The sequence below is a fragment of the Micromonospora sp. NPDC007208 genome (genome assembly GCF_042869175.1).
Lineage (GTDB): Bacteria > Actinomycetota > Actinomycetes > Mycobacteriales > Micromonosporaceae > Micromonospora > Micromonospora foliorum.
In genome coordinates, this window is the sequence record NZ_JBIAFG010000002.1 from 104,947 (window position 1) to 122,139 (window position 17,193).

The 17,193-nt window shown below is 71.7% G+C and carries 17 protein-coding genes; 12 read left to right on the plus strand and 5 right to left on the minus strand.

All coding sequences use genetic code 11. The features are described 5' to 3' along the window. The first annotated feature begins 46 nt into the window (after positions 1 to 46). A complete protein-coding gene (locus tag ACFYL6_RS03930) occupies positions 47 to 1,138 on the plus strand; it encodes a mannose-1-phosphate guanylyltransferase (protein WP_387167075.1) in 1,092 nt (363 codons plus the stop codon). Here the strand turns inward: ACFYL6_RS03930 and ACFYL6_RS03935 are convergent. Next, positions 1,107 to 1,724: an NUDIX hydrolase gene (locus ACFYL6_RS03935; protein ID WP_387167078.1), complete on the minus strand. Its 618-nt coding sequence runs from the start codon at positions 1,722 to 1,724 to the stop codon at positions 1,107 to 1,109. The two genes, ACFYL6_RS03930 and ACFYL6_RS03935, sit on opposite strands and share 32 nt — an antisense overlap. A 39-nt stretch (positions 1,725 to 1,763) precedes the next feature. Here ACFYL6_RS03935 and ACFYL6_RS03940 point away from each other — a divergent pair, with 39 nt between their 5' ends. Both ACFYL6_RS03940 and ACFYL6_RS03945 read left to right on the plus strand, forming a co-directional pair. Next, entirely contained in the window at positions 1,764 to 2,810 is a 1,047-nt protein-coding gene (locus ACFYL6_RS03940) for a hypothetical protein (RefSeq protein ID WP_387167081.1), read from the plus strand. A gap of 272 nt (positions 2,811 to 3,082) precedes the next feature. Further along, positions 3,083 to 4,081: an ArsR/SmtB family transcription factor gene (locus ACFYL6_RS03945; RefSeq protein WP_387167083.1), complete on the plus strand. Its 999-nt coding sequence runs from the start codon at positions 3,083 to 3,085 to the stop codon at positions 4,079 to 4,081. A gap of 30 nt (positions 4,082 to 4,111) precedes the next feature. On the opposite strand, the gene ACFYL6_RS03950 is transcribed toward ACFYL6_RS03945, so the two are convergent. Further along, complete coding sequence (locus tag ACFYL6_RS03950; RefSeq protein ID WP_387167086.1) at positions 4,112 to 5,197, minus strand: coenzyme F420-0:L-glutamate ligase; 1,086 nt, start codon at positions 5,195 to 5,197, stop codon at positions 4,112 to 4,114. Continuing rightward, positions 5,194 to 6,141, minus strand: coding sequence for a 2-phospho-L-lactate transferase (gene cofD, locus ACFYL6_RS03955; RefSeq protein ID WP_387167089.1), 948 nt, complete (start codon positions 6,139 to 6,141; stop codon positions 5,194 to 5,196). The genes ACFYL6_RS03950 and cofD overlap by 4 nt, the downstream gene beginning before the upstream one ends. A gap of 98 nt (positions 6,142 to 6,239) precedes the next feature. Between cofD and ACFYL6_RS03960 the strand changes: the two genes are divergently transcribed. The 6 genes from ACFYL6_RS03960 to ACFYL6_RS03985 all read left to right on the plus strand — a co-directional run bounded on the left by ACFYL6_RS03960 (position 6,240) and on the right by ACFYL6_RS03985 (position 12,968). Further along, positions 6,240 to 7,262 carry a hypothetical protein gene (locus ACFYL6_RS03960; RefSeq protein WP_387167092.1) on the plus strand — a complete coding sequence of 341 codons (1,023 nt, stop codon included), beginning with the start codon at positions 6,240 to 6,242 and terminating at the stop codon, positions 7,260 to 7,262. Between the two features lie 211 nt (positions 7,263 to 7,473). Continuing rightward, positions 7,474 to 10,017, plus strand: coding sequence for a bifunctional FO biosynthesis protein CofGH (locus ACFYL6_RS03965; protein ID WP_387167095.1), 2,544 nt, complete (start codon positions 7,474 to 7,476; stop codon positions 10,015 to 10,017). A gap of 161 nt (positions 10,018 to 10,178) precedes the next feature. After that, the gene (locus tag ACFYL6_RS03970; RefSeq protein ID WP_196921188.1) at positions 10,179 to 10,457 is read left to right on the plus strand and encodes a hypothetical protein; all 279 of its coding nucleotides are present in this window, start codon (positions 10,179 to 10,181) and stop codon (positions 10,455 to 10,457) included. 51 nt (positions 10,458 to 10,508) lie between these two features. After that, the gene (locus ACFYL6_RS03975; protein WP_387167098.1) at positions 10,509 to 11,903 is read left to right on the plus strand and encodes a DUF4331 domain-containing protein; all 1,395 of its coding nucleotides are present in this window, start codon (positions 10,509 to 10,511) and stop codon (positions 11,901 to 11,903) included. A gap of 19 nt (positions 11,904 to 11,922) precedes the next feature. Next, positions 11,923 to 12,252, plus strand: coding sequence for a phospholipase (locus ACFYL6_RS03980; protein ID WP_387167100.1), 330 nt, complete (start codon positions 11,923 to 11,925; stop codon positions 12,250 to 12,252). A gap of 458 nt (positions 12,253 to 12,710) precedes the next feature. Further along, positions 12,711 to 12,968 carry a WhiB family transcriptional regulator gene (locus ACFYL6_RS03985; RefSeq protein ID WP_007455784.1) on the plus strand — a complete coding sequence of 86 codons (258 nt, stop codon included), beginning with the start codon at positions 12,711 to 12,713 and terminating at the stop codon, positions 12,966 to 12,968. A 154-nt stretch (positions 12,969 to 13,122) separates the two neighbouring features. Here the strand turns inward: ACFYL6_RS03985 and ACFYL6_RS03990 are convergent, their stop codons facing one another. Then, positions 13,123 to 13,572, minus strand: a complete 450-nt coding sequence (locus ACFYL6_RS03990; RefSeq protein WP_091394113.1) for a metallopeptidase family protein — start codon at positions 13,570 to 13,572, stop codon at positions 13,123 to 13,125. A gap of 153 nt (positions 13,573 to 13,725) precedes the next feature. On the opposite strand from ACFYL6_RS03990, the gene ACFYL6_RS03995 reads away from it, so the two are divergent. Further along, positions 13,726 to 14,094, plus strand: coding sequence for a DUF3499 domain-containing protein (locus tag ACFYL6_RS03995; RefSeq protein ID WP_091394110.1), 369 nt, complete (start codon positions 13,726 to 13,728; stop codon positions 14,092 to 14,094). A gap of 101 nt (positions 14,095 to 14,195) precedes the next feature. Here the strand turns inward: ACFYL6_RS03995 and ACFYL6_RS04000 are convergent, their stop codons facing one another. Next, complete coding sequence (locus ACFYL6_RS04000; RefSeq protein ID WP_387167104.1) at positions 14,196 to 15,542, minus strand: aspartate aminotransferase family protein; 1,347 nt, start codon at positions 15,540 to 15,542, stop codon at positions 14,196 to 14,198. 663 nt (positions 15,543 to 16,205) lie between these two features. Between ACFYL6_RS04000 and ACFYL6_RS04005 the strand changes: the two genes are divergently transcribed. Further along, positions 16,206 to 16,949, plus strand: a complete 744-nt coding sequence (locus tag ACFYL6_RS04005; protein WP_387168233.1) for a Scr1 family TA system antitoxin-like transcriptional regulator — start codon at positions 16,206 to 16,208, stop codon at positions 16,947 to 16,949. Beyond that, the gene (locus tag ACFYL6_RS04010; protein WP_387167106.1) at positions 16,940 to 17,152 is read left to right on the plus strand and encodes a DUF397 domain-containing protein; all 213 of its coding nucleotides are present in this window, start codon (positions 16,940 to 16,942) and stop codon (positions 17,150 to 17,152) included. Before ACFYL6_RS04005 ends, ACFYL6_RS04010 begins: the two co-directional genes overlap by 10 nt. Positions 17,153 to 17,193: the final 41 nt, after the last annotated feature.

The window sequence follows — 17,193 nt, forward strand, 5'->3', positions numbered from 1 at the left end:
GGTGACCCGTGCCACTTCGGGCAGGTTCGTCGGGCATGATGTGCGGATGCTCTATGCGGTCATTCCGGCAGGTGGCAGCGGCACAAGGTTGTGGCCGTTGTCCCGCGCTGGCCATCCCAAGTTCCTTCACCCGCTGACCGGCACCAGCGCCTCGCTGCTCCAGGCGACCGTGGAACGGCTCGCGCCGCTGACCACACCGGATCGGACCCTTGTGGTCACCGGCGCCGCGCACGTCACGGCGGTGGCGCGGCAGCTGACCGTGCTGCCGGAGGAGAACATCCTGGTCGAGCCCTCTCCCCGGGACTCCTGCGCGGCGATCGCGTTGGCCGCCGCGGTGATCGCGACGCGCGACCCGAACGCGGTGATGGGCAGCTTCGCGGCCGACCACCTGATCCGCGACCCGGACAGCTGGGTCTGCACCGTGCAGGAGGCGGTCCGCGGAGCCGAGCAGGGCATGCTGATGACCGTCGGCATCACCCCGACCCGCCCGGAGACCGGCTACGGCTACCTGGAGACCGGCGATCCGACCGAGGGTGTGCCGTGGCGACCGGTGGCCGAGTTCAAGGAGAAGCCGGCCGCCGAGGTCGCCGAGGCGTACGTCCACTCGGGCCGGCACCTGTGGAACGCGAGCATGTTCGTGTGGCGGGTGGACGTCTTCCTCGCCGAGCTGGCCCGCCAGCAGCCGGCGCTACACGCCGGCGTCGCCGCGATCGCCGCCGCCTGGGGCACCCCGGAGCAGGACGAGGTCCTGGGCGCGATCTGGCCGACCCTGCCGAAGATCTCCGTCGACTACGCGGTGATGGAGGGCGCGGCCACCGCGGGCCGAGTCGCGACGGTGCCGGGCGACTTCGGCTGGAACGACGTCGGCGACTTCCACACCCTGGGCGACGTGCTGCCGGCCGACGAGGCGGGCAACGTGGTGCTCGGCACGGAGGCCAAGCCGGGCGTGCTGCTGCGGGACAGCAGCAACCTCGTGGTCGTGCCGCAGTCGGGTCGGTTGGTGGCCGTCCTCGGTCTGCGCGACCTGATCGTGGTGGACACCCCGGACGCGGTGCTGGTCTGCCCGCGCGACCGGGCGCAGGACGTCAAGGCCCTGGTCGACGAGCTCAAGGAGCGAGGCGAAGAGGGCTACGTCTGAGGGCGGCGAGGGCCGGTGCGACCAGTTGAACGGTCCCGCCGGCCAGCGGCTCGGGCAGCTGGTCCGGTGGGAACCAGCCCAGCTCCTCGGCCTCGTCGCTGACCTGCTCCACCGCCGCGGGCGGGGCGAGCACGGCGAACCGGACGTCGTGGTGCGCCGAGCCGCCCTGACACTGCACCTGGTGCACGTCCACGTCGATCGGCACCGGGTCGATGCGCAGGCCGGCGATCCCGGACTCCTCGGTGGCCTCGCGGAGCGCGGCGGCGACCAGGGTCTGGTCGCTGGGCTCGCAGTGCCCGCCGAGCTGCACCCAACGCCCGAACTTGCCGTGCAGGCAGAGCAGCACCCGGGAGCCGGTGGAGTCCAGCACCAGCGCGCTGGCGGTGACGTGCCCGGGCCGGTGCTGCCGGCTCATCGCGACCGGGCCGGCGGCGAGCAGCGCCAGGGTGCGGTCCCGCGCGCTGGCCGCGTCCGGGCTGGTCGGCTGCCAGCCCTCCAGCAACGCGGTGGCGTCGGCGTGCAGCGCCGCGTACGTCTCGGGGTCGGTGGGCGGGGCGGTCGGGCCGGTGATCACGGTGTCGGGCACCCCGCCACTGTACGAGCGTGTGCTCCGTACGCTGGCGCGGTGACCCTGCGACTCGTCGAATTCGTGGTGGCCGGTAACGAGGCCAGTGATCTGTTGCCGGTGCGGTCGGCGGCGCTGCTGCGCGCGTACGGCGCCCGGCGGGGCTTCTGGACGGTGCTGGACGAGGGGCCGGTGGAGCGCTGCCTCGCGCTGCTGCTGGAGCGCGAGGACGGCGAGTGGACGGCCCGGCACGTGCGGGCGGATGCCGGTGTGGAGAACGGGCGGACCGAGGATGGTGAGGCGCTCGCCCACCACGACGGCTGGGTATACGTCTTCGGCTCCCACTTCGGCTCGAAGGCTGGCCCGCTGCGGCCTCGGCGCGCCTTCGTGGCCCGGTTCCGCGAGGACGACGCGGCGGCCGGGCCGGTGCCGGTGCACGTGGTGCGCAACTCGTTCCGGCTGCACCGGGCGGTGAACGACGCCCTCGCCGCGTCGCCGTTGACCCTCCTGCCAGCGGGGGAGCGGGTGCGGCAACGGTTCATCGTGGAGACGCTGGCGCGGGGGACCGTCCGGGAGAAGAGCTGGGTGAGCCGGCTGGCCCCGGACGACCTGCCGTTGAACGTAGAGGCGGCGGCCTTCACCCCGGCCGGGACGGTGCTGCTCGGGCTGCGTTTCCCGGTCACCGACGCCGGTGAGCCGATCCTGGTCGAGGTGGCAGGTGTGCCGGGCATGTTCACGGCCGACCCGGCGTGGCCGCGGGCGTTGGGGGCGTACGTGTTGACCGGGGTGACCCCGCCGGGGCAGCTGACCGGCTTCCGCGCGATCACCCCGACGGTGGACGGCGGGTACGCGGCAGTGGTCGGCTCGATCGACGCGCTGGGCAAGGGGTCGGTCCTGCTCGACGACCATCCGGGTGGGGGTGAGGTCACCTCCCGACACGTCCGCTTCCGGTTTCCCGGTGCGGAGGCGGGCGACTCGCGCCGGATCGTCGGGGAGGAGGTGGCGGACCTGGCGCCGTTTCACCACGTCGAGGGGGTGGCCGAGCTGGACGGGCGACCGTTCTACGTCACGGACGAGGACCACCGTGTCGCGCTGTGGGTTGGTTGAGCGGGGGCGGGATGACCGGACGGCACCTCTGCGGAGCAAGGGCCGCAGACCCTCGTGGTGCCGTCCGATCACCGGGGCCTCCCCGGTCCCGGTGCCCCGTTAGCGCGGGCGTCGAGGACGCGCGGCGCCGTGTTCGGGCATTGGAAGCATGCCGAACCGGCCCCGGAGGCGTCGAGGTTTTTCAGTCCAGGCTTAAAGATGGAGATTACTGCCGGCCAGGTAGAGTCGAACGGTCATCCGGCATCCCCCTGCCGGCGACACGGGAGCGCTCCATGCTGAAGATCCACTTTTCTGGGGAGGACATCCTCCGGACCCGGGTGGCGCCGGCGGCGGACCCGGTCTGGGAGCTGGTCCTCAGCCTGCACGTGCTGCGCGGCCGCACCCGCGATCCGCTGACGGCCAACTGGCGGCGCAGCGTGGCCCGGGATCTGCGCCAGGACGCCGCCTCCGAGCAGCTCCGTCTGCTCTTCGCGTTGAACCCGCCGCGTGGTTACTTTCCCGACTTCCTCACCCCGTACGCCAGCGTCGAGGGCTTCGAGGCCGGGCTGGACGCGCTCCGCCGCACGCCCGCCGAGCTGCTGCACCGCGACCTGAGCGTGCTGGCCGCCGAGACTCAGCTGCCCTCCTCGGCCGCCGCGCTGGCCCGGGGCGAGACGTCGGCACTGCACCACCTGGCCGAGTCGATGGAGCAGTACCGGTCGCTGGCCATCAGCCCGTACTGGAGCCGGATCCAGGCCGCGGTGGCGGCGGACCGCGCGCGGCGGGCGCGGGCCCTGCTCGACGGCGGTGTCGAGGGCCTGCTCACCAGCCTCCGGCCGGCGATGCGCTGGGAGAGCGGGGTGCTGGAGGTCCGCAGCTACCCGCACAGCCGGGAGCTGCACCTGGACGGCCGTGGGCTGCTGCTCGTGCCGTCGTTCTTCTGCGCGGCCACCCCGGTCGCACTGCTCGACCCGGCGCTGCCACCGGTGCTGGTCTACCCGGTGGACCGGCTGGGCGGGCTGGTGGCGGCCGACGCCGGCGGTGCGTCCGCGTCCGGTGCTGCCCGCGACTCACTCGCCGCGCTGCTGGGACGCACCAGGGCGGCGGTGTTGCAGGCCAGCGACGAGGGCTGCACCACCGGCGAGGTCGCCCGCCAGCTCAACATCTCACCGGCGGCGGCGAGCCAGCACGCCACCGTGCTGCGCAACGCTGGCCTGCTGGTCAGCCACCGCGAACGCAACAGTGTGCTGCACACGCTGACCCCGCTGGGCCGGGCCATGCTGGACGCGTGACCCGGCCGTTCGCACAGGCAGAGGGCGGCGCTACAGGGCGAGCGCGGCGCTCGCCGGGCTGCCGGGCGGGGGCGGCAACAGGGTCGACCCGACGCCCTCGGCGGCCAGGGCGACGCGCAACCGGTGCAGGTCGGCGCCGAAGCGGACCAGACCGATCGGCTCGACGGGCGTCGGGGCCGAGCCGAGCAGCAGGGTGGCGCCGTCCGGCCACCCGGGCATCTCGGCGACCAGACCGGCGCGTACCTCGGCCTCGTCGACCACTGTGAAGACCGTGCCGGGCGCGACCACCCCGGCGACCGCGTCGATCGCCCGCTGCACCGCGGCCACGTCGGCCGGCGTCGGGCCCGGACCGTCGGCCAGGGTGGCGGCCTCGGACAGCCCGGCGGCGCGGGCCTCGGCGGTGCCCAGCGAGAACAGGTCCTGTGCCGCGTCGCGGATCAGCGCCCGAGCGCCACCGACATCGTCCGAGTCGGTGGCGGGCAGGTAGCCCCGCACCACCGCGACGGGAACCTGGTCGCACTTGCCCTTGATCAGCTCGCCGGCGCCCGCCAGCTCGTCCACCACGGCCATCTGGGTCAACTGCAACTCGTTGCCGTACGGGTCGACCTCGCCCCGGTGGTCGCGGATGGCCGGCATCCCGGCCACGCCGAGCGCCACGTCGGTGAGCCCGTTGCGCCAGGGCCGGCCCATCGTGTCGCTGATGATCACGGCAAGGTCCAGGTCGTAGCGCTCCCGCAGCGCGTCCCGTAGAGCCCGCGCCGAGGCGTCCGGGTCGACCGGCAGCAGCACCAGTTGGGTCTTGTCCACGTTCGACGCGTCGATCCCCGCCGAGGCCATCACGAAGCCGTGGTGGGTCTGCACGATCCGGGTCGCCCCCCGGCTGGCGACCACCCGGGCGGTCTCACCGGCCAGGACCTCGTCCCGTGCGGCCAGCCGTTCCGGCCCGTCCGCCGGCACGTCGACCAGCCGCCCCTCCGCCTTGGAAACGATCTTGCTGGTCACCACCAGCACGTCACCGTTGCGCAGCCACGGCGCGGCGGTCGCGATCACCGCGGCCAGGTCGTCGCCCTCGGTCACGTGGCCGATGCCGAGCACCGGCAGAATCTCCAGCCTCACGTCAACTCCACCGCGGCGCGGACCATGGCCGCCGTCGCCGCCTCGTCGGTCATCCGCAGCGGCACCGCGCGGACCGTCACCTCGGGCACCACCGTGCCCGCGTCCTCCTCGGCCACCAACCAACCGTCGAGCAGGCCACCGCTCGCCCGGCCGCCGTAGAGCCGACCCACCCCCGCCGCGCTGCACTCCACACCGAGCACGGCGAGACAACGGTCGGCCATCCCCCGCACCGGCGCGCCGCCGATGATCGGGGAGACACCCACCACCGGCGCCGGGCCGTCCACCACGGCCGCACGCAGCCCGGGTACGGCCAGCACCGGCGCGACGCTCACCACCGGGTTGCTCGGCGCGACAAGCACCAGATCGGCCGAGGCGATCGCGTCCAGCACCCCGGGTGCCGGCTTCGCCGTCTCCGCGCCGACGAACACGAAACGGTGCGTGGGAATGTCGGCCCGGTACCGCACCCACCACTCCTGGAAGTGGATCGCCCGCTGACCCTGGTCGTCCTCCACCACGGCATGGGTCTCCAGGCGGTCGTCCGTCGCCGGCAACAGGCGTACGCCCGGCTCCCAGCGGCTGGCCAGCGCCTCGGTGACCGCGCTCAACGGGTAACCGCCGTTGAGCATGGTGCTGCGGACCAGGTGGGTGGCGATGTCCTTGTCGCCGAGGCCGAACCAGGTCGGCTGTGCCCCGTACGCGGCCAGCTCCTGCTTGACCGTCCAGCTCTCGCCGACCCGACCCCAGCCCCGTTCCGGGTCGGCGCCCCCACCGAGGGTGTACATGACGCTGTCCAGGTCGGGGCAGATCTTCAACCCGTGTAACCACAGGTCGTCGCCGACGTTGACCACGGCGGTCACCTCCGCGCCGACGTCACGGGCGTACGCCCGGACCCCGAGCAGGAACCGGGCGCCGCCGATGCCGCCGGCCAGAACCACGATGCGCATGTCGACCATCCTCGCGCACGTGACGCCTCCGATCCGTGGGTGGCCCGCGAGACTAGGCTCACGTGCGCCCTGTCCGTTCATGCCCCGAGGGGGAACTCGTGACCAGCCCCGCCGAGCCCGCGTCCGCTGACGCGACGCAGGCCCGCCAGCTGACCAAGCCACTACGGGAGCTCGCCGCGCTCGCGCTGCTCGGTGCCAACGCGGTGTTCCTCTTCGTGGGCCTGCTCCGGTTCATCGTCCCGAACGACTACAGCTCCTTCACCGACCGCGCGGGCAGCGCCTTCTACGCGTTCGTCGGGGTGGAGGCGGTGGGTCTCCCGCTGCTGGCGGTGCTGCTGGCCACGCACATCTCACCGGTGGTGGCGAAGGCGAAGCTGATCACCCAGGCAGCGCTCATCGAGTACGCGGTCAGCGCCGTGTTCGGCACGCTGACCATGCTGATCTGGACGGTGGGCCGGCTGGCCGAGGCCGAGGTGCTCGACGCGCTGCTCGGCGTACTCACCCGGTTCGCCTGGATGGTGATCTTCGCCATCGCCGCCTGGGTGGTCTACACCATCTGGCGCGCCCACTACTACGTGCCGCGACCCAAGCCCCAGCCCGGTGTCTACGGCCAGCCGCAAGCGGGCTGGCCGCAGCAGCAGGGCGGTTGGCCGGCTCCGGGTCAGCCCGGCGGTCAGCCGCAGGGCGGATGGCCCGCCCCTGGTCAGCCGGGCGGCTACCCGCAGGCGGGTCAGCCCGGTGGTTACCCGCAGGCCGGTCAGCCGGGCGGCTACCCGCAGGCCGGCCAGTACGGCCAGCCGTCGCCGCCGTTCCAGGCCCCGCAGTCGGCCCCGCCGCACCCGCAGTCCGGGCCGCCGCACCCGCAGTCCGCGCCGCCGTTCCAGGCACCGCCGTCCGCGCCGCCGTTCCCGCAGTCCGCGCCCCCGGCGAACCCTGCCTCCCAGGCGGCGCCGCCGTCCCCGGCCGCGCCCCCGTTCGGGCAGCCGCCGTCGGCCGACCCCACCCAGGCCATCCCGCGCCAGTCCGCCGACCCGACCGAGGTCATCTCCCAGCCGACTGACCCGGACACCGACCGGACCCAACACATCAAGCCCAACGACCACCCGGACCAGCCCCGCTGAGTCCGCCAACCCCGCAACCCCCACCGACCCTCGTCGATCATGAAGTTATTGCTCGATCACGCGACGTGTCGCGGCAATAACTTCATGATCAACCGGGAGGGCGGCCGGGCGGCGCTGCCGGGAGGGGTGGGGGTGGGGCCAGGGGGTGCCGTTTCCCACGCTGCGGGCTGGGACTGGTCGGGTGGCGTCGCACTGCGCATAGGGTGAGTGGATGGTTGATCGCACCCAATCCGGCCCGAGCGATGCGAGCGTCCGGCGGGCCCTGGGCCGGGCCGCGAACGGGCGGGCGCTGGATGTCGACGAAGCGACCGCGCTGCTGTCCGCTCGGGGAGACGCGCTCGACGAGCTGCTCCGGCTGGCCGGTGGGATCCGCGACGCCGGGTTGCGGGACGCCGGGCGGCCGGGTGTGGTCACGTACTCCAAGAAGGTCTTCATTCCGCTGACCCGGCTCTGCCGGGACCGCTGCCACTACTGCACCTTCGCGACCGTGCCGCACCGGTTGCCGGCGCCGTTCCTGGACCGCGACGAGGTGCTGGCCATCGCCCGGGCCGGCGCCGCGCAGGGGTGCAAGGAGGCGCTGTTCACCCTGGGCGACCGGCCGGAGGAACGCTGGCCAGCGGCCCGGACCTGGTTGGACGAACGCGGTTACGACTCGACTCTGGACTACCTGCGTGCCTGTGCGGTTGCGGTGCTGGAGGAGACCGGTCTGCTGCCGCACCTCAACCCCGGGGTGCTGTCCTGGTCGGAGCTGCAACGGCTCAAGCCGGTCGCGCCGAGCATGGGCATGATGCTGGAGACGACCGCTACCCGGCTCTGGTCCGAGCCGGGTGGCCCGCACTTCGGCTCACCGGACAAGGAACCGGCGGTCCGGTTGCGGGTGCTGGAGGACGCGGGCCGGGTCGGGGTGCCGTTCACCACAGGCATCCTGATCGGCATCGGGGAGACCCCGGCGGAGCGGGTGGACGCGCTGTTCGCGATCCGCCGCGCCGACCGGGAGTACGGCCACCTCCAGGAGGTGATCGTGCAGAACTTCCGCGCCAAGCCGGACACGGCGATGCGCGGCATGCCCGACGCGGAGTTGCACGACCTGGCCGCCACGGTGGCGGTGGCCCGGCTGCTGCTCGGCCCGAAGGCCCGGATCCAGGCTCCGCCGAATCTCATCGCCGGCGAGTACGACCTGCTGCTGCGTGCCGGCATCGACGACTGGGGCGGCGTCTCCCCGCTCACCCCCGACCACGTCAACCCGGAGCGTCCCTGGCCGCAGATCGAGGAGTTGGCCCGGCACACCGAGCTGGCCGGGTTCACGCTGCGGGAGCGGTTGACGATCTACCCGGAGTACGTGCGCGCGGGCGACCCGTGGCTCGACCCGCGGCTGTTGCCGCACGTCGGTGCCCTGGCCGACCCGGCGACGGGCATGGCGGTCGAGTCGGCGATGCCGCAGGGGCGGCCCTGGCAGGAGCCGGAGGAGGTGTTCGGCGGGCGGGTCGACCTGCACGCCACCATCGACACCACCGGCCGCACCGACGACCGGCGCGGCGACTTCGACAGCGTCTACGGCGACTGGGCGGAGGTTGCCGGCAAGGTCACCCCGGAGGCGACCGCGCGCCGGGCGGGCGTACCCCCGGTGTCGGCCGGGAGTGGTGCGGACCGTGACCTGGCGGCCGGGTTGCGGCTCGCCGCCGACGACCCGGCGGCGCTGCTCGACCCCCGGCACAGCGATGCTGCGCTGGCGCTGTTCGGCGCGGACGGGCCGGCGCTCGACGAGCTGTGCCGGCTCGCCGACGATGTGCGCCGCGCGGCGGTCGGCGACGACGTCACCTACGTGGTCAATCGCAACATCAACTTCAGTAATGTCTGCTACGTGGGCTGCCGTTTCTGCGCGTTCGCCCAGCGTGAGCGGGACGCCGACGCGTACCGGCTCTCGGTCGAGCAGGTCGCCGACCGGGCCGAGCAGGCGTGGGCGGTCGGTGCCAGCGAGGTGTGCCTCCAGGGCGGCATCGACCCGAAGATGCCGGTCACCGGGTACGCCGACATCGTGCGCGCCATCAAGGCCCGGGTGCCCGAGATGCACGTGCACGCGTTCTCGCCCATGGAGATCGTCACCGCCGCCGCGAAGGCCGGGGTGCCGATCCGTGAGTGGCTGCTCCAACTGCGCGAGGCCGGGCTGGACACCATCCCGGGCACCGCCGCCGAGATCCTCGACGACGACGTGCGCTGGGTGCTGACCAAGGGCAAACTGCCGGCCTCCGCCTGGGTCGAGGTGGTCAGCACCGCCCACGAGCTGGGCATCCGGTCCAGCTCCACCATGATGTACGGCCACGTCGACCACCCCGGGCAGTGGCTGGCGCACTTCCGGGTGTTGGCCGGGGTGCAGGACCGCACCGGCGGGTTCACCGAGTTCGTGGCACTGCCGTTCGTGCACACCAATGCGCCGATCTATCTGGCGGGTATCGCCCGACCCGGGCCGACCTGGCGGGAGAACCGGGTGGTGCACGCGATGTCCCGGTTGCTGCTGCACGGCCGGATCGACAACATCCAGTGCTCCTGGGTGAAGCTCGGTGACGAGGGCACTGTCGCGATGCTCCAGGGTGGCTGCAACGACCTCGGCGGCACGCTGATGGAGGAGACGATCTCCCGGATGGCCGGCTCCGACAACGGGTCGGCGCGTACCGAGGAGCAGTTGCGTGCCATCGCGAAGGCCGCCGGTCGTCCGGCGCGCAAGCGGTCGACTGCGTACGGTCACGCCCGCCCCTGACGTCGAACCTTTCCCCGCCACCGGCCGTACCACGCGGTGCCGGCGGCGGTCGTGGCGAGGACCGCCGCCGGTGTCCCCTCAGGGGCCCGGCGGCGTCGCGAGACGGCACCGGACCCTCCGTCTCCGCGGGCGCGCTCGCGCCACCGCCGGAAAGGTTGCCCATGACCAGTGATCAGCGGAAGCGGCAGTGGCCGCGACTGACCCGCCGGCAGACGTTGACCGCCGCGGCCAGCGCCACCCTCGGCGCCGCCGCGCTCACCGTGCCGGGCCTGTCGGCCGCGCAGAACGCCCCCGGCGCGGCCGGTCGAGCCGACGAACCGATCGTCGTGCACCTGCGTGACGCCGACTCCGGAACGATGGACGTCTTCGTCGGTGAGACGCGGATCGAGGTACGCGACCGCGGCCTGGCGGATCGGCTGCGGCGCGCCGCCCGGCGCTGACCCGACCGTTCGCCCCGCCATCCTGTCCCCGCCCAGTGAGGTTGGTCCGTCATGTCTTCCCACCGCGAGGCCCCGGAGATAGCCAAGGATCCGGTCGCCGACAGCTCCGACCTGTACGCGTTCGTCAGCCCCGACAAACGCGATACGGTCACGTTGATCGCCAACTACGTGCCGTTGCAGCTCCCTTCCGGGGGCCCGAACTTCTTCGAGTTCGGTGACGACGTGCGGTACGAGATCCATATCGACAACGACGGCGACGGTCGTCCGGATGTCACCTACCGGTTCGAATTCACCACCGAGACCACCAATCCGAACAGTTTTCTCTACAACACCGGCCCGATCGACTCGCTGGACAGCGAGAACTGGAACCGGCGGCAGTTCTACAGCCTGACCCGGGTGGCCGACGGCCGCGAGCACCGGCTGGCGCACAAGCTGCAGTGCCCGCCGTGCAACGTCGGCCCGCTGTCCACCCCGAAGTACGCGGACCTGGTGCGGCAGGCCACCTACTCGCTCTCCACGGGGGAGCGGGTCTTCGCGGGGCAGCGCGCCGACGGGTTCTTCGTCGACCTCGGGGCGATCTTCGACCTCGGCACGTTGCGGCCGTTCCAGCAACTGCACGTCGCCGGGAAGAAAATCTTCAAGGCCGAGGGGGAGCCGGTCAACGCCACCGACCGGATGAACGTGCACAGCATCGCGGTGCAGGTGCCGCTGGATCGGGTGCGTCGGCGCGCCAACCGGTACGGTGCCGCCGACCGGGCATCGGTGATCGGGGTGTGGACGTCGGCGTCGCGCCGGCAGGTGCGGGTGCTCGGCGACCGGGGCGGGGCGGACACCTCCACCGGCCCGTTCACCCAGGTCTCGCGGTTGGGCAACCCGCTGTTCAACGAGGTCATCGTGCCGATGTCCAAGAAGGACCTGTGGAACTCGCTGCCGCCGTCGGAGGACAAGCGGTTCGCCCAGTTCGTCGAGCAGCCGGAGTTGGCGGCGTTGCTCCCGGCGCTCTACCCGGACGTCTTCCCCAACCTGGACAAGCTCACCAAGGCGAAGAAGGCCCGAGCAGACCTGGTGGCGATCCTGCTCACCGGCGTGCCGTCCGGGCTGATCGACGGCTTCACCAACGCCACCGGCGAGGTGCAGGCCGACATGCTGCGACTGAACACCGCGATCCCGCCGTCGAAGCGTCCGGACAGGTTCGGGGTGCTCGGTGGCGACCTGGCCGGGTTCCCGAACGGGAGGCGTGTCGGCGACGACGTGGTAAGCATCGCGTTGCGGGCCATCGCCGGGGTCACCGTCCCGCTGGTGGACAAGACGTTCCGACCGGACGCGGCGGCGGCTGCTGTCACCCCGGGGCTGAGCGCCGCCGACGTGACCGCGCCGTTCCTCGGAAACTTCCCCTACCTGGGTACGCCGTACGACGGGTTCAACAACCCGCCGGCGGCGTCCTGATCGGCGCGGGGGCGAGCGGATGCACGAGCACGCGTACGGGCCGTCGGAGACCGGGAGCGTCGTCCTCGACCTGGGCGGCGACACCGGTGCCCTGATCGTCTACACGGGTCGGGATCTGCACGGCCGGGAGATCGAGATCAGTCGCGAGGATGACCGGCGCGTCCACTCGGCGGTACGCGAACGTCGGGTGCGGGACGGCTCGTTCCACAGTGCGCTCTATCCCGATCTGCCGAGCGGGATCTATACCGTCTGGTGGGACGATCGTACGCCCGCCGGCACGATTTCTGTCCATGGTGGAGCGATAGCCGAGTTCGCCTGGCCCAGCAGCGGTTTTGGGGCCGCCGGCTGACCTCGACGCATCGGTTTCACCCTCGCGCCCCGTCCACGATGTGGACGGGGCGCGAGTGCTGTCCGCAGCTCGACGGGCAGTCTGCGCCGCGCCGCGTTAACCTGTCCCCCACCAAGATCAGCTTAGGGGTGGAGGTCTCTGGTGCCGTCCGGTCGGCGACTCGTCGGGGAAGCGCCACGGCAGAAAAGTCGGGCAACTCGCCGGGAAGGGCGTTACTCGGCCGGGGTCTGAATCGATAGGGCAGGTTGCGAGGCTGGACGGCCCGAGTGGCCGGCCGGGGGTGTCGGGAGGGCGACTCCATTATCAAGTTTGGCTTGACGGCGCACGCATTACACGCGTGTAATTTGAATGGGGTTGTTCGCACGGAACGCAACAAAACGGGACCGGACGGACAAGCACGCCTTTCGCGTGGGGGGTTGCAGCGGCGATGACGCCGGTGCGCGACAAGGAGGCATTTGATGGACGGCCAGCTTGAGGTGGCCGACCTGCTCGGAAACGCGCCGGAGTGGCAGGAGCGGGCGTTGTGCTCGCAGACCGACCCCGAGGCGTTCTTTCCCGAGAAGGGCGGCTCGACCCGCGAGGCGAAGCGGATCTGTTCGCGTTGCGAGGTCAAGACCGAGTGCCTCGAATACGCTCTGGGGCACGACGAGCGGTTCGGCATCTGGGGAGGGCTCTCCGAGCGGGAGCGGCGCAAGTTGAAGCGACGGGCCGCCTGAGCGGTGTGAGATCGAGGCGGGGGGCCGCCTGAGCGGTGCCAGGTCTGGGCGGGGGGCTGCCCGGGTGGTGTGAGGTCGAGGCGGTGGGGGCCGCCCGACTCTCCGCTCGGGGGGGTGGGTCCGGCTCGGGGGTTGGGTCTGCTCGGGGGTTGGCTCAGGCGAGCTCGTCCGGGTCTACCCCGAGAAGGTTCGCCACCTGTTCGATGATCACGTCATGGACGAGATCGGCGAGGTCCTCACGGTCCATCGCCCGGAACTCCAGGGGCCGCCGGTACAGCACGATCCGCGGCGGCACCTCCTGCCGGCCCGGCCGGCCGGGCAGCAGCCGGGCCAACGGGACCTCGCCGTCCTCCAGCACATCCGAGTCGTACACGTTCAGGTCCGGCGGGACGTCCTCCACCGCGAACTCGACCCCGGCCAGCTCCTTGGCGAACCGACGCTCCAGCGTCTCCACGGTGTCCAGGACCAGGTCGTCGAAGACCTCGGCCTTGGTCCGCGCCAGCGGCACGGTGGCCGGCACCAGCCGTCCGCGCAGGCCGCGCCCGTGCCGGTCACGATGCACACGCCGGCCGGAGCCGGGGCGGCGGTGTTCCGGGCTCGTCATGAGGCAAAGGGTAGCGCCCGCGTCGGGCTGGCCAGCGGCAGCGCCGCTCCCGTGGCGCGGCGCGCCCAGGACGGTCGACTGTGATCACCATGACGGGCGTGTCGCAACGCGAAGCGATGCGCTGGACCCGGTAATGGAGATACCCTGCCGCACGTGAGGTCACCACGGCGCTGCTCCCGTAACGGCTGCCCCCGGCAAGCGGTCGCCACATTGACCTATGTCTACAACGAGTCGACAGCGGTGGTGGGGCCGTTGGCGGCGTTCGCCGAGCCGCACACGTACGACCTGTGCGAGCCGCACGCCCGCAGCCTCACCGCGCCGCGGGGCTGGGACGTCGTCCGGCACGAGGGCGAGTTCGAGCCGCCGCCGCCCACCACGGACGACCTGGTCGCGCTGGCCGAAGCGGTCCGCGAAGCCGCCCGCCCGGCACCCCGCCCGCCGGAGCCGGACCAGAACCGTCCCGAGAACCCCCACCAGACCGGCCGCCGAGGCCACCTCCGAGTAATCCCCCCCAACCACTAACCCCGTACCCCTTCCGGGGTTGATCATGAAGTTATTGCCCTCCGCCTCGGCGTGTCATGGCAATAACTTCATGATCAACAGGGGAGTGGGGTGGGGTGGGGTTAGAGCTTGGTCCAGGCTTGGGTTAGGACTGTGCGGAGGATCTGCTCGATCTCGTCGAAGTGTTGCTGCTCGGCGATCAGGGGTGGGGCCAGCTGGATGACGGGGTCGCCCCGGTCGTCGGCCCGGCAGTAGAGGCCCGCCTGGAACAGGGCGGTGGAGAGGAAGCCGCGCAGTAGGCGCTCCGACTCGGCCTCGTTGAACGTCTCCCGGGTGGTCTTGTCCTTGACCAGTTCGATGCCGTAGAAGTAGCCGTCGCCGCGGACGTCGCCGACGATCGGCAGGTCGTACAGCTTCTCCAGGGTGGCCCGGAAGGCGTCCTCGTTGGCGCGTACGTGCCCGACCAGGTCCTCGCGGGCGAAGACCTCCAGGTTGGCCAGGGCCACCGCGCAGGAGACCGGGTGGCCACCGAAGGTCACCCCGTGGGCGAACATGCCGGTCTCGGTGAGGAACGGTTCCATCAGCCGGTCGCTGGCGATCATCGCGCCGAGCGGGGCGTAGCCGGAGGTGATGCCCTTGGCGGTGGTGATGATGTCCGGCTGGTAGCCGTAGCGCACCGCGCCGAAGTACTCACCCAACCGCCCCCACGAGCAGATCACCTCGTCCGAGACGAGCAACACGTCGTACGCGTCGCAGATCTCCCGTACCCGATCGAAGTAGCCGGGCGGCGGCGGGAAGCAGCCGCCGGAGTTTTGCACGGGCTCCAGGAAGACCGCGGCGACAGTGTCCGGCCCCTCCCGCTCGATGGCCCGACCGATCTCGTCGGCGGCCCAGCGGCCGAACGCCTCGGGGTCGTCGCCGTGCTCGGGCGCCCGGTAGAAGTTCGTGTTCGGCACCTTGATCGCGCCCGGCACCAGTGGCTCGAAGTCGCTCTTGATGCCCGGCAGGCCGGTGATCGACAGAGCGCCCATGGAGGTGCCGTGGTAGGCGATGTACCGGCTGATCACCTTGTACTTGTTGGGCTTCCCGGTGCGCTTGAAGTATGCGCGGGCCAGCTTCCACGCCGCCTCGACGGCCTCGGATCCTCCGGTCGTGAAGAAGATCCGGTTGAGGTCGCCGGGGGTGAGCGCGGCGATTCGCTCGGCCAGCTCGATGGCCTTCGGATGCGCGTACGACCAGAGCGGGAAGTAGGCCAGCTCGCCGGCCTGCTTCGCGGCAGCCTCGGCCAGCTCGGTGCGGCCGTGGCCGGCGTTGACCACGAAGAGCCCGGCGAGCCCGTCCAGGTAGCGGCGACCCTGCGAGTCCCACACGTACGCTCCCTCGCCGCGCACGATCGTCGGCACCTCGCCGGCGGAGTAGCTCGCCATCCGGGTGAAGTGCATCCAGAGGTGGTCGGTGGCGTTGGCCATGTCAGAGCCCCATCGGTCGTCGGGCCGGTCAAAGGGGTGAGGCCGGCCGCTCTGCCAACGGTTATCGCACAGTCTCGTCCTCCGAAGCAAGTGTTATCGGCGGTATCACGGTCAGTTGGCGACGGATTTAGCGCGCAGGTGTCATGGACGCAACGGAATCCGCACTCCCGCCGGTCGCTCTGATCGGTGGCCGGCAGGAGTCGGAGGTGTGCTGGTGGCTGCCTTTGGGGCGGAATCGTTTGCGGCATCAGCTCCAAAGGGCCCGCCTGTGGGTAGCGCCTCCCGCTCTCGCCGGCTCGATCCACGCCGGTTCGCTGAAATCGCGGTGTCCGGGCGCGGCTGATACCGCGATATCAATGAAGTCGAGTGGATCAAGCGCGGGAGGTCAGGCGGCGCGGGCCGGGGCCCGGGAGCGGGTCATAAGGACGCTGGTGGGGCACTTCGGGGACGGTCCGGGGGCACTCTGGAAGCGCGCCAACACGTCACACCGCAACACGCCGGTAGGTCGCAGACACGGACACGCAGCGTGGCTATCGTCCGCCGCAACGTGCATCGAGCGGCGTCACAGCGCGCCTGCTGGGCGGCGGAGGATTCCGGATCGTCCGTTACGGCACGGAGGAGCGGCGGGAGGGTCCGGTGGCGAACGAGGCTTTGCGGGTGGCGATGGCCGAGGCGGGGGAGACGGTCGAGTCGCTGGCCGAGAAGGTTGGCGTCGACCCCAAGACGGCGGCGCGGTGGCTCGCTTCGGGGCGCATCCCGCATCCGCGTACCCGGGTGGCGGTGGCCGAGGTTCTGCGCCGGGACGCGGCCGAGCTCTGGCCGGAGCCGTTCCGCCGCCGTGACCTGCCGTGGTTCCGGCCGTGGGCCGAGTTGGAACAGGACGCCACCTCGCTCCGGTCCTACCAGCCGCTGCTCGTGCCGGGGTTGCTCCAGACCGAGGGGTACGCCCGGGCGATCCTGGGCACCGGTGGGCTGGTGGCACCGTCCGAGGTGGACGCAATCGTGGCGGGCCGCCTCGAACGGCAGGCGGTCCTGTGCCGCGACGCTCCACCGCAGCTCGTGGCGGTGATCGACGAGGTGGTGCTGCGCCGACCGGTCGGCGACCGCGCCGTGATGGCCGGCCAACTGGTCCACCTCGCCAATGTGGCCGAGTGGGAGCACGTGCAGGTCCGGGTCATCCCGGCCGAGAGCCCGTGGCACACCGGACTGGCCGGCCCCTTCGTGCTGGGTCGGCTGCCCGACGGGACCGAATTGGCGTATCTCGACAACCAGCTCCGCGGTCAGGTCGTGACCGATCCCCTCGACGTCGCTAGCCTGGGATGCAGGTGGGAGAGCGTCACTGGCGAGGCGTTCCCCCAACGGCGGTCGATCGAGCTGATCAGGGAAGTGGCCACGACATGGACATGACCGACGCCCGTTGGCGCACCGCGACCCGCAGCAGCAACAACGGCGGTGACTGCGTCGAGGTGGCCGACAACCTGCCCGGTCGGGTGCTGGTGCGCGACAGCAAGGATCGCGACGGCGGCACGCTGACCTTCAAGCCGACCGCCTGGGCGTCGTTCGTCGAAGCGATCCCCGCGGCCGACGCGGCCCGAGTGGCCGGCAGCTGATCCACTCGGGTTCACGGAAACCGGGGCATCACGGCGGCCGG

Excerpts from the sequence above, each read along its gene's own strand:
- ACFYL6_RS03930 (WP_387167075.1), top strand. The coding sequence starts at position 47 with ATGCTCTATGCGGTCATTCCGGCAGGTGGCAGCGGCACAAGGTTGTGG.
- ACFYL6_RS03945 (WP_387167083.1), top strand. The coding sequence starts at position 3,083 with ATGCTGAAGATCCACTTTTCTGGGGAGGACATCCTCCGGACCCGGGTG.
- cofD (WP_387167089.1), bottom strand. The coding sequence starts at position 6,141 with ATGCGCATCGTGGTTCTGGCCGGCGGCATCGGCGGCGCCCGGTTCCTG.
- ACFYL6_RS03965 (WP_387167095.1), top strand. The coding sequence starts at position 7,474 with ATGGTTGATCGCACCCAATCCGGCCCGAGCGATGCGAGCGTCCGGCGG.
- ACFYL6_RS03970 (WP_196921188.1), top strand. The coding sequence starts at position 10,179 with ATGACCAGTGATCAGCGGAAGCGGCAGTGGCCGCGACTGACCCGCCGG.
- ACFYL6_RS03975 (WP_387167098.1), top strand. The coding sequence starts at position 10,509 with ATGTCTTCCCACCGCGAGGCCCCGGAGATAGCCAAGGATCCGGTCGCC.
- ACFYL6_RS03980 (WP_387167100.1), top strand. The coding sequence starts at position 11,923 with ATGCACGAGCACGCGTACGGGCCGTCGGAGACCGGGAGCGTCGTCCTC.
- ACFYL6_RS03985 (WP_007455784.1), top strand. The coding sequence starts at position 12,711 with ATGGACGGCCAGCTTGAGGTGGCCGACCTGCTCGGAAACGCGCCGGAG.
- ACFYL6_RS03990 (WP_091394113.1), bottom strand. The coding sequence starts at position 13,572 with ATGACGAGCCCGGAACACCGCCGCCCCGGCTCCGGCCGGCGTGTGCAT.
- ACFYL6_RS04000 (WP_387167104.1), bottom strand. The coding sequence starts at position 15,542 with ATGGCCAACGCCACCGACCACCTCTGGATGCACTTCACCCGGATGGCG.
- ACFYL6_RS04005 (WP_387168233.1), top strand. The coding sequence starts at position 16,206 with ATGGCCGAGGCGGGGGAGACGGTCGAGTCGCTGGCCGAGAAGGTTGGC.
- ACFYL6_RS04010 (WP_387167106.1), top strand. The coding sequence starts at position 16,940 with ATGGACATGACCGACGCCCGTTGGCGCACCGCGACCCGCAGCAGCAAC.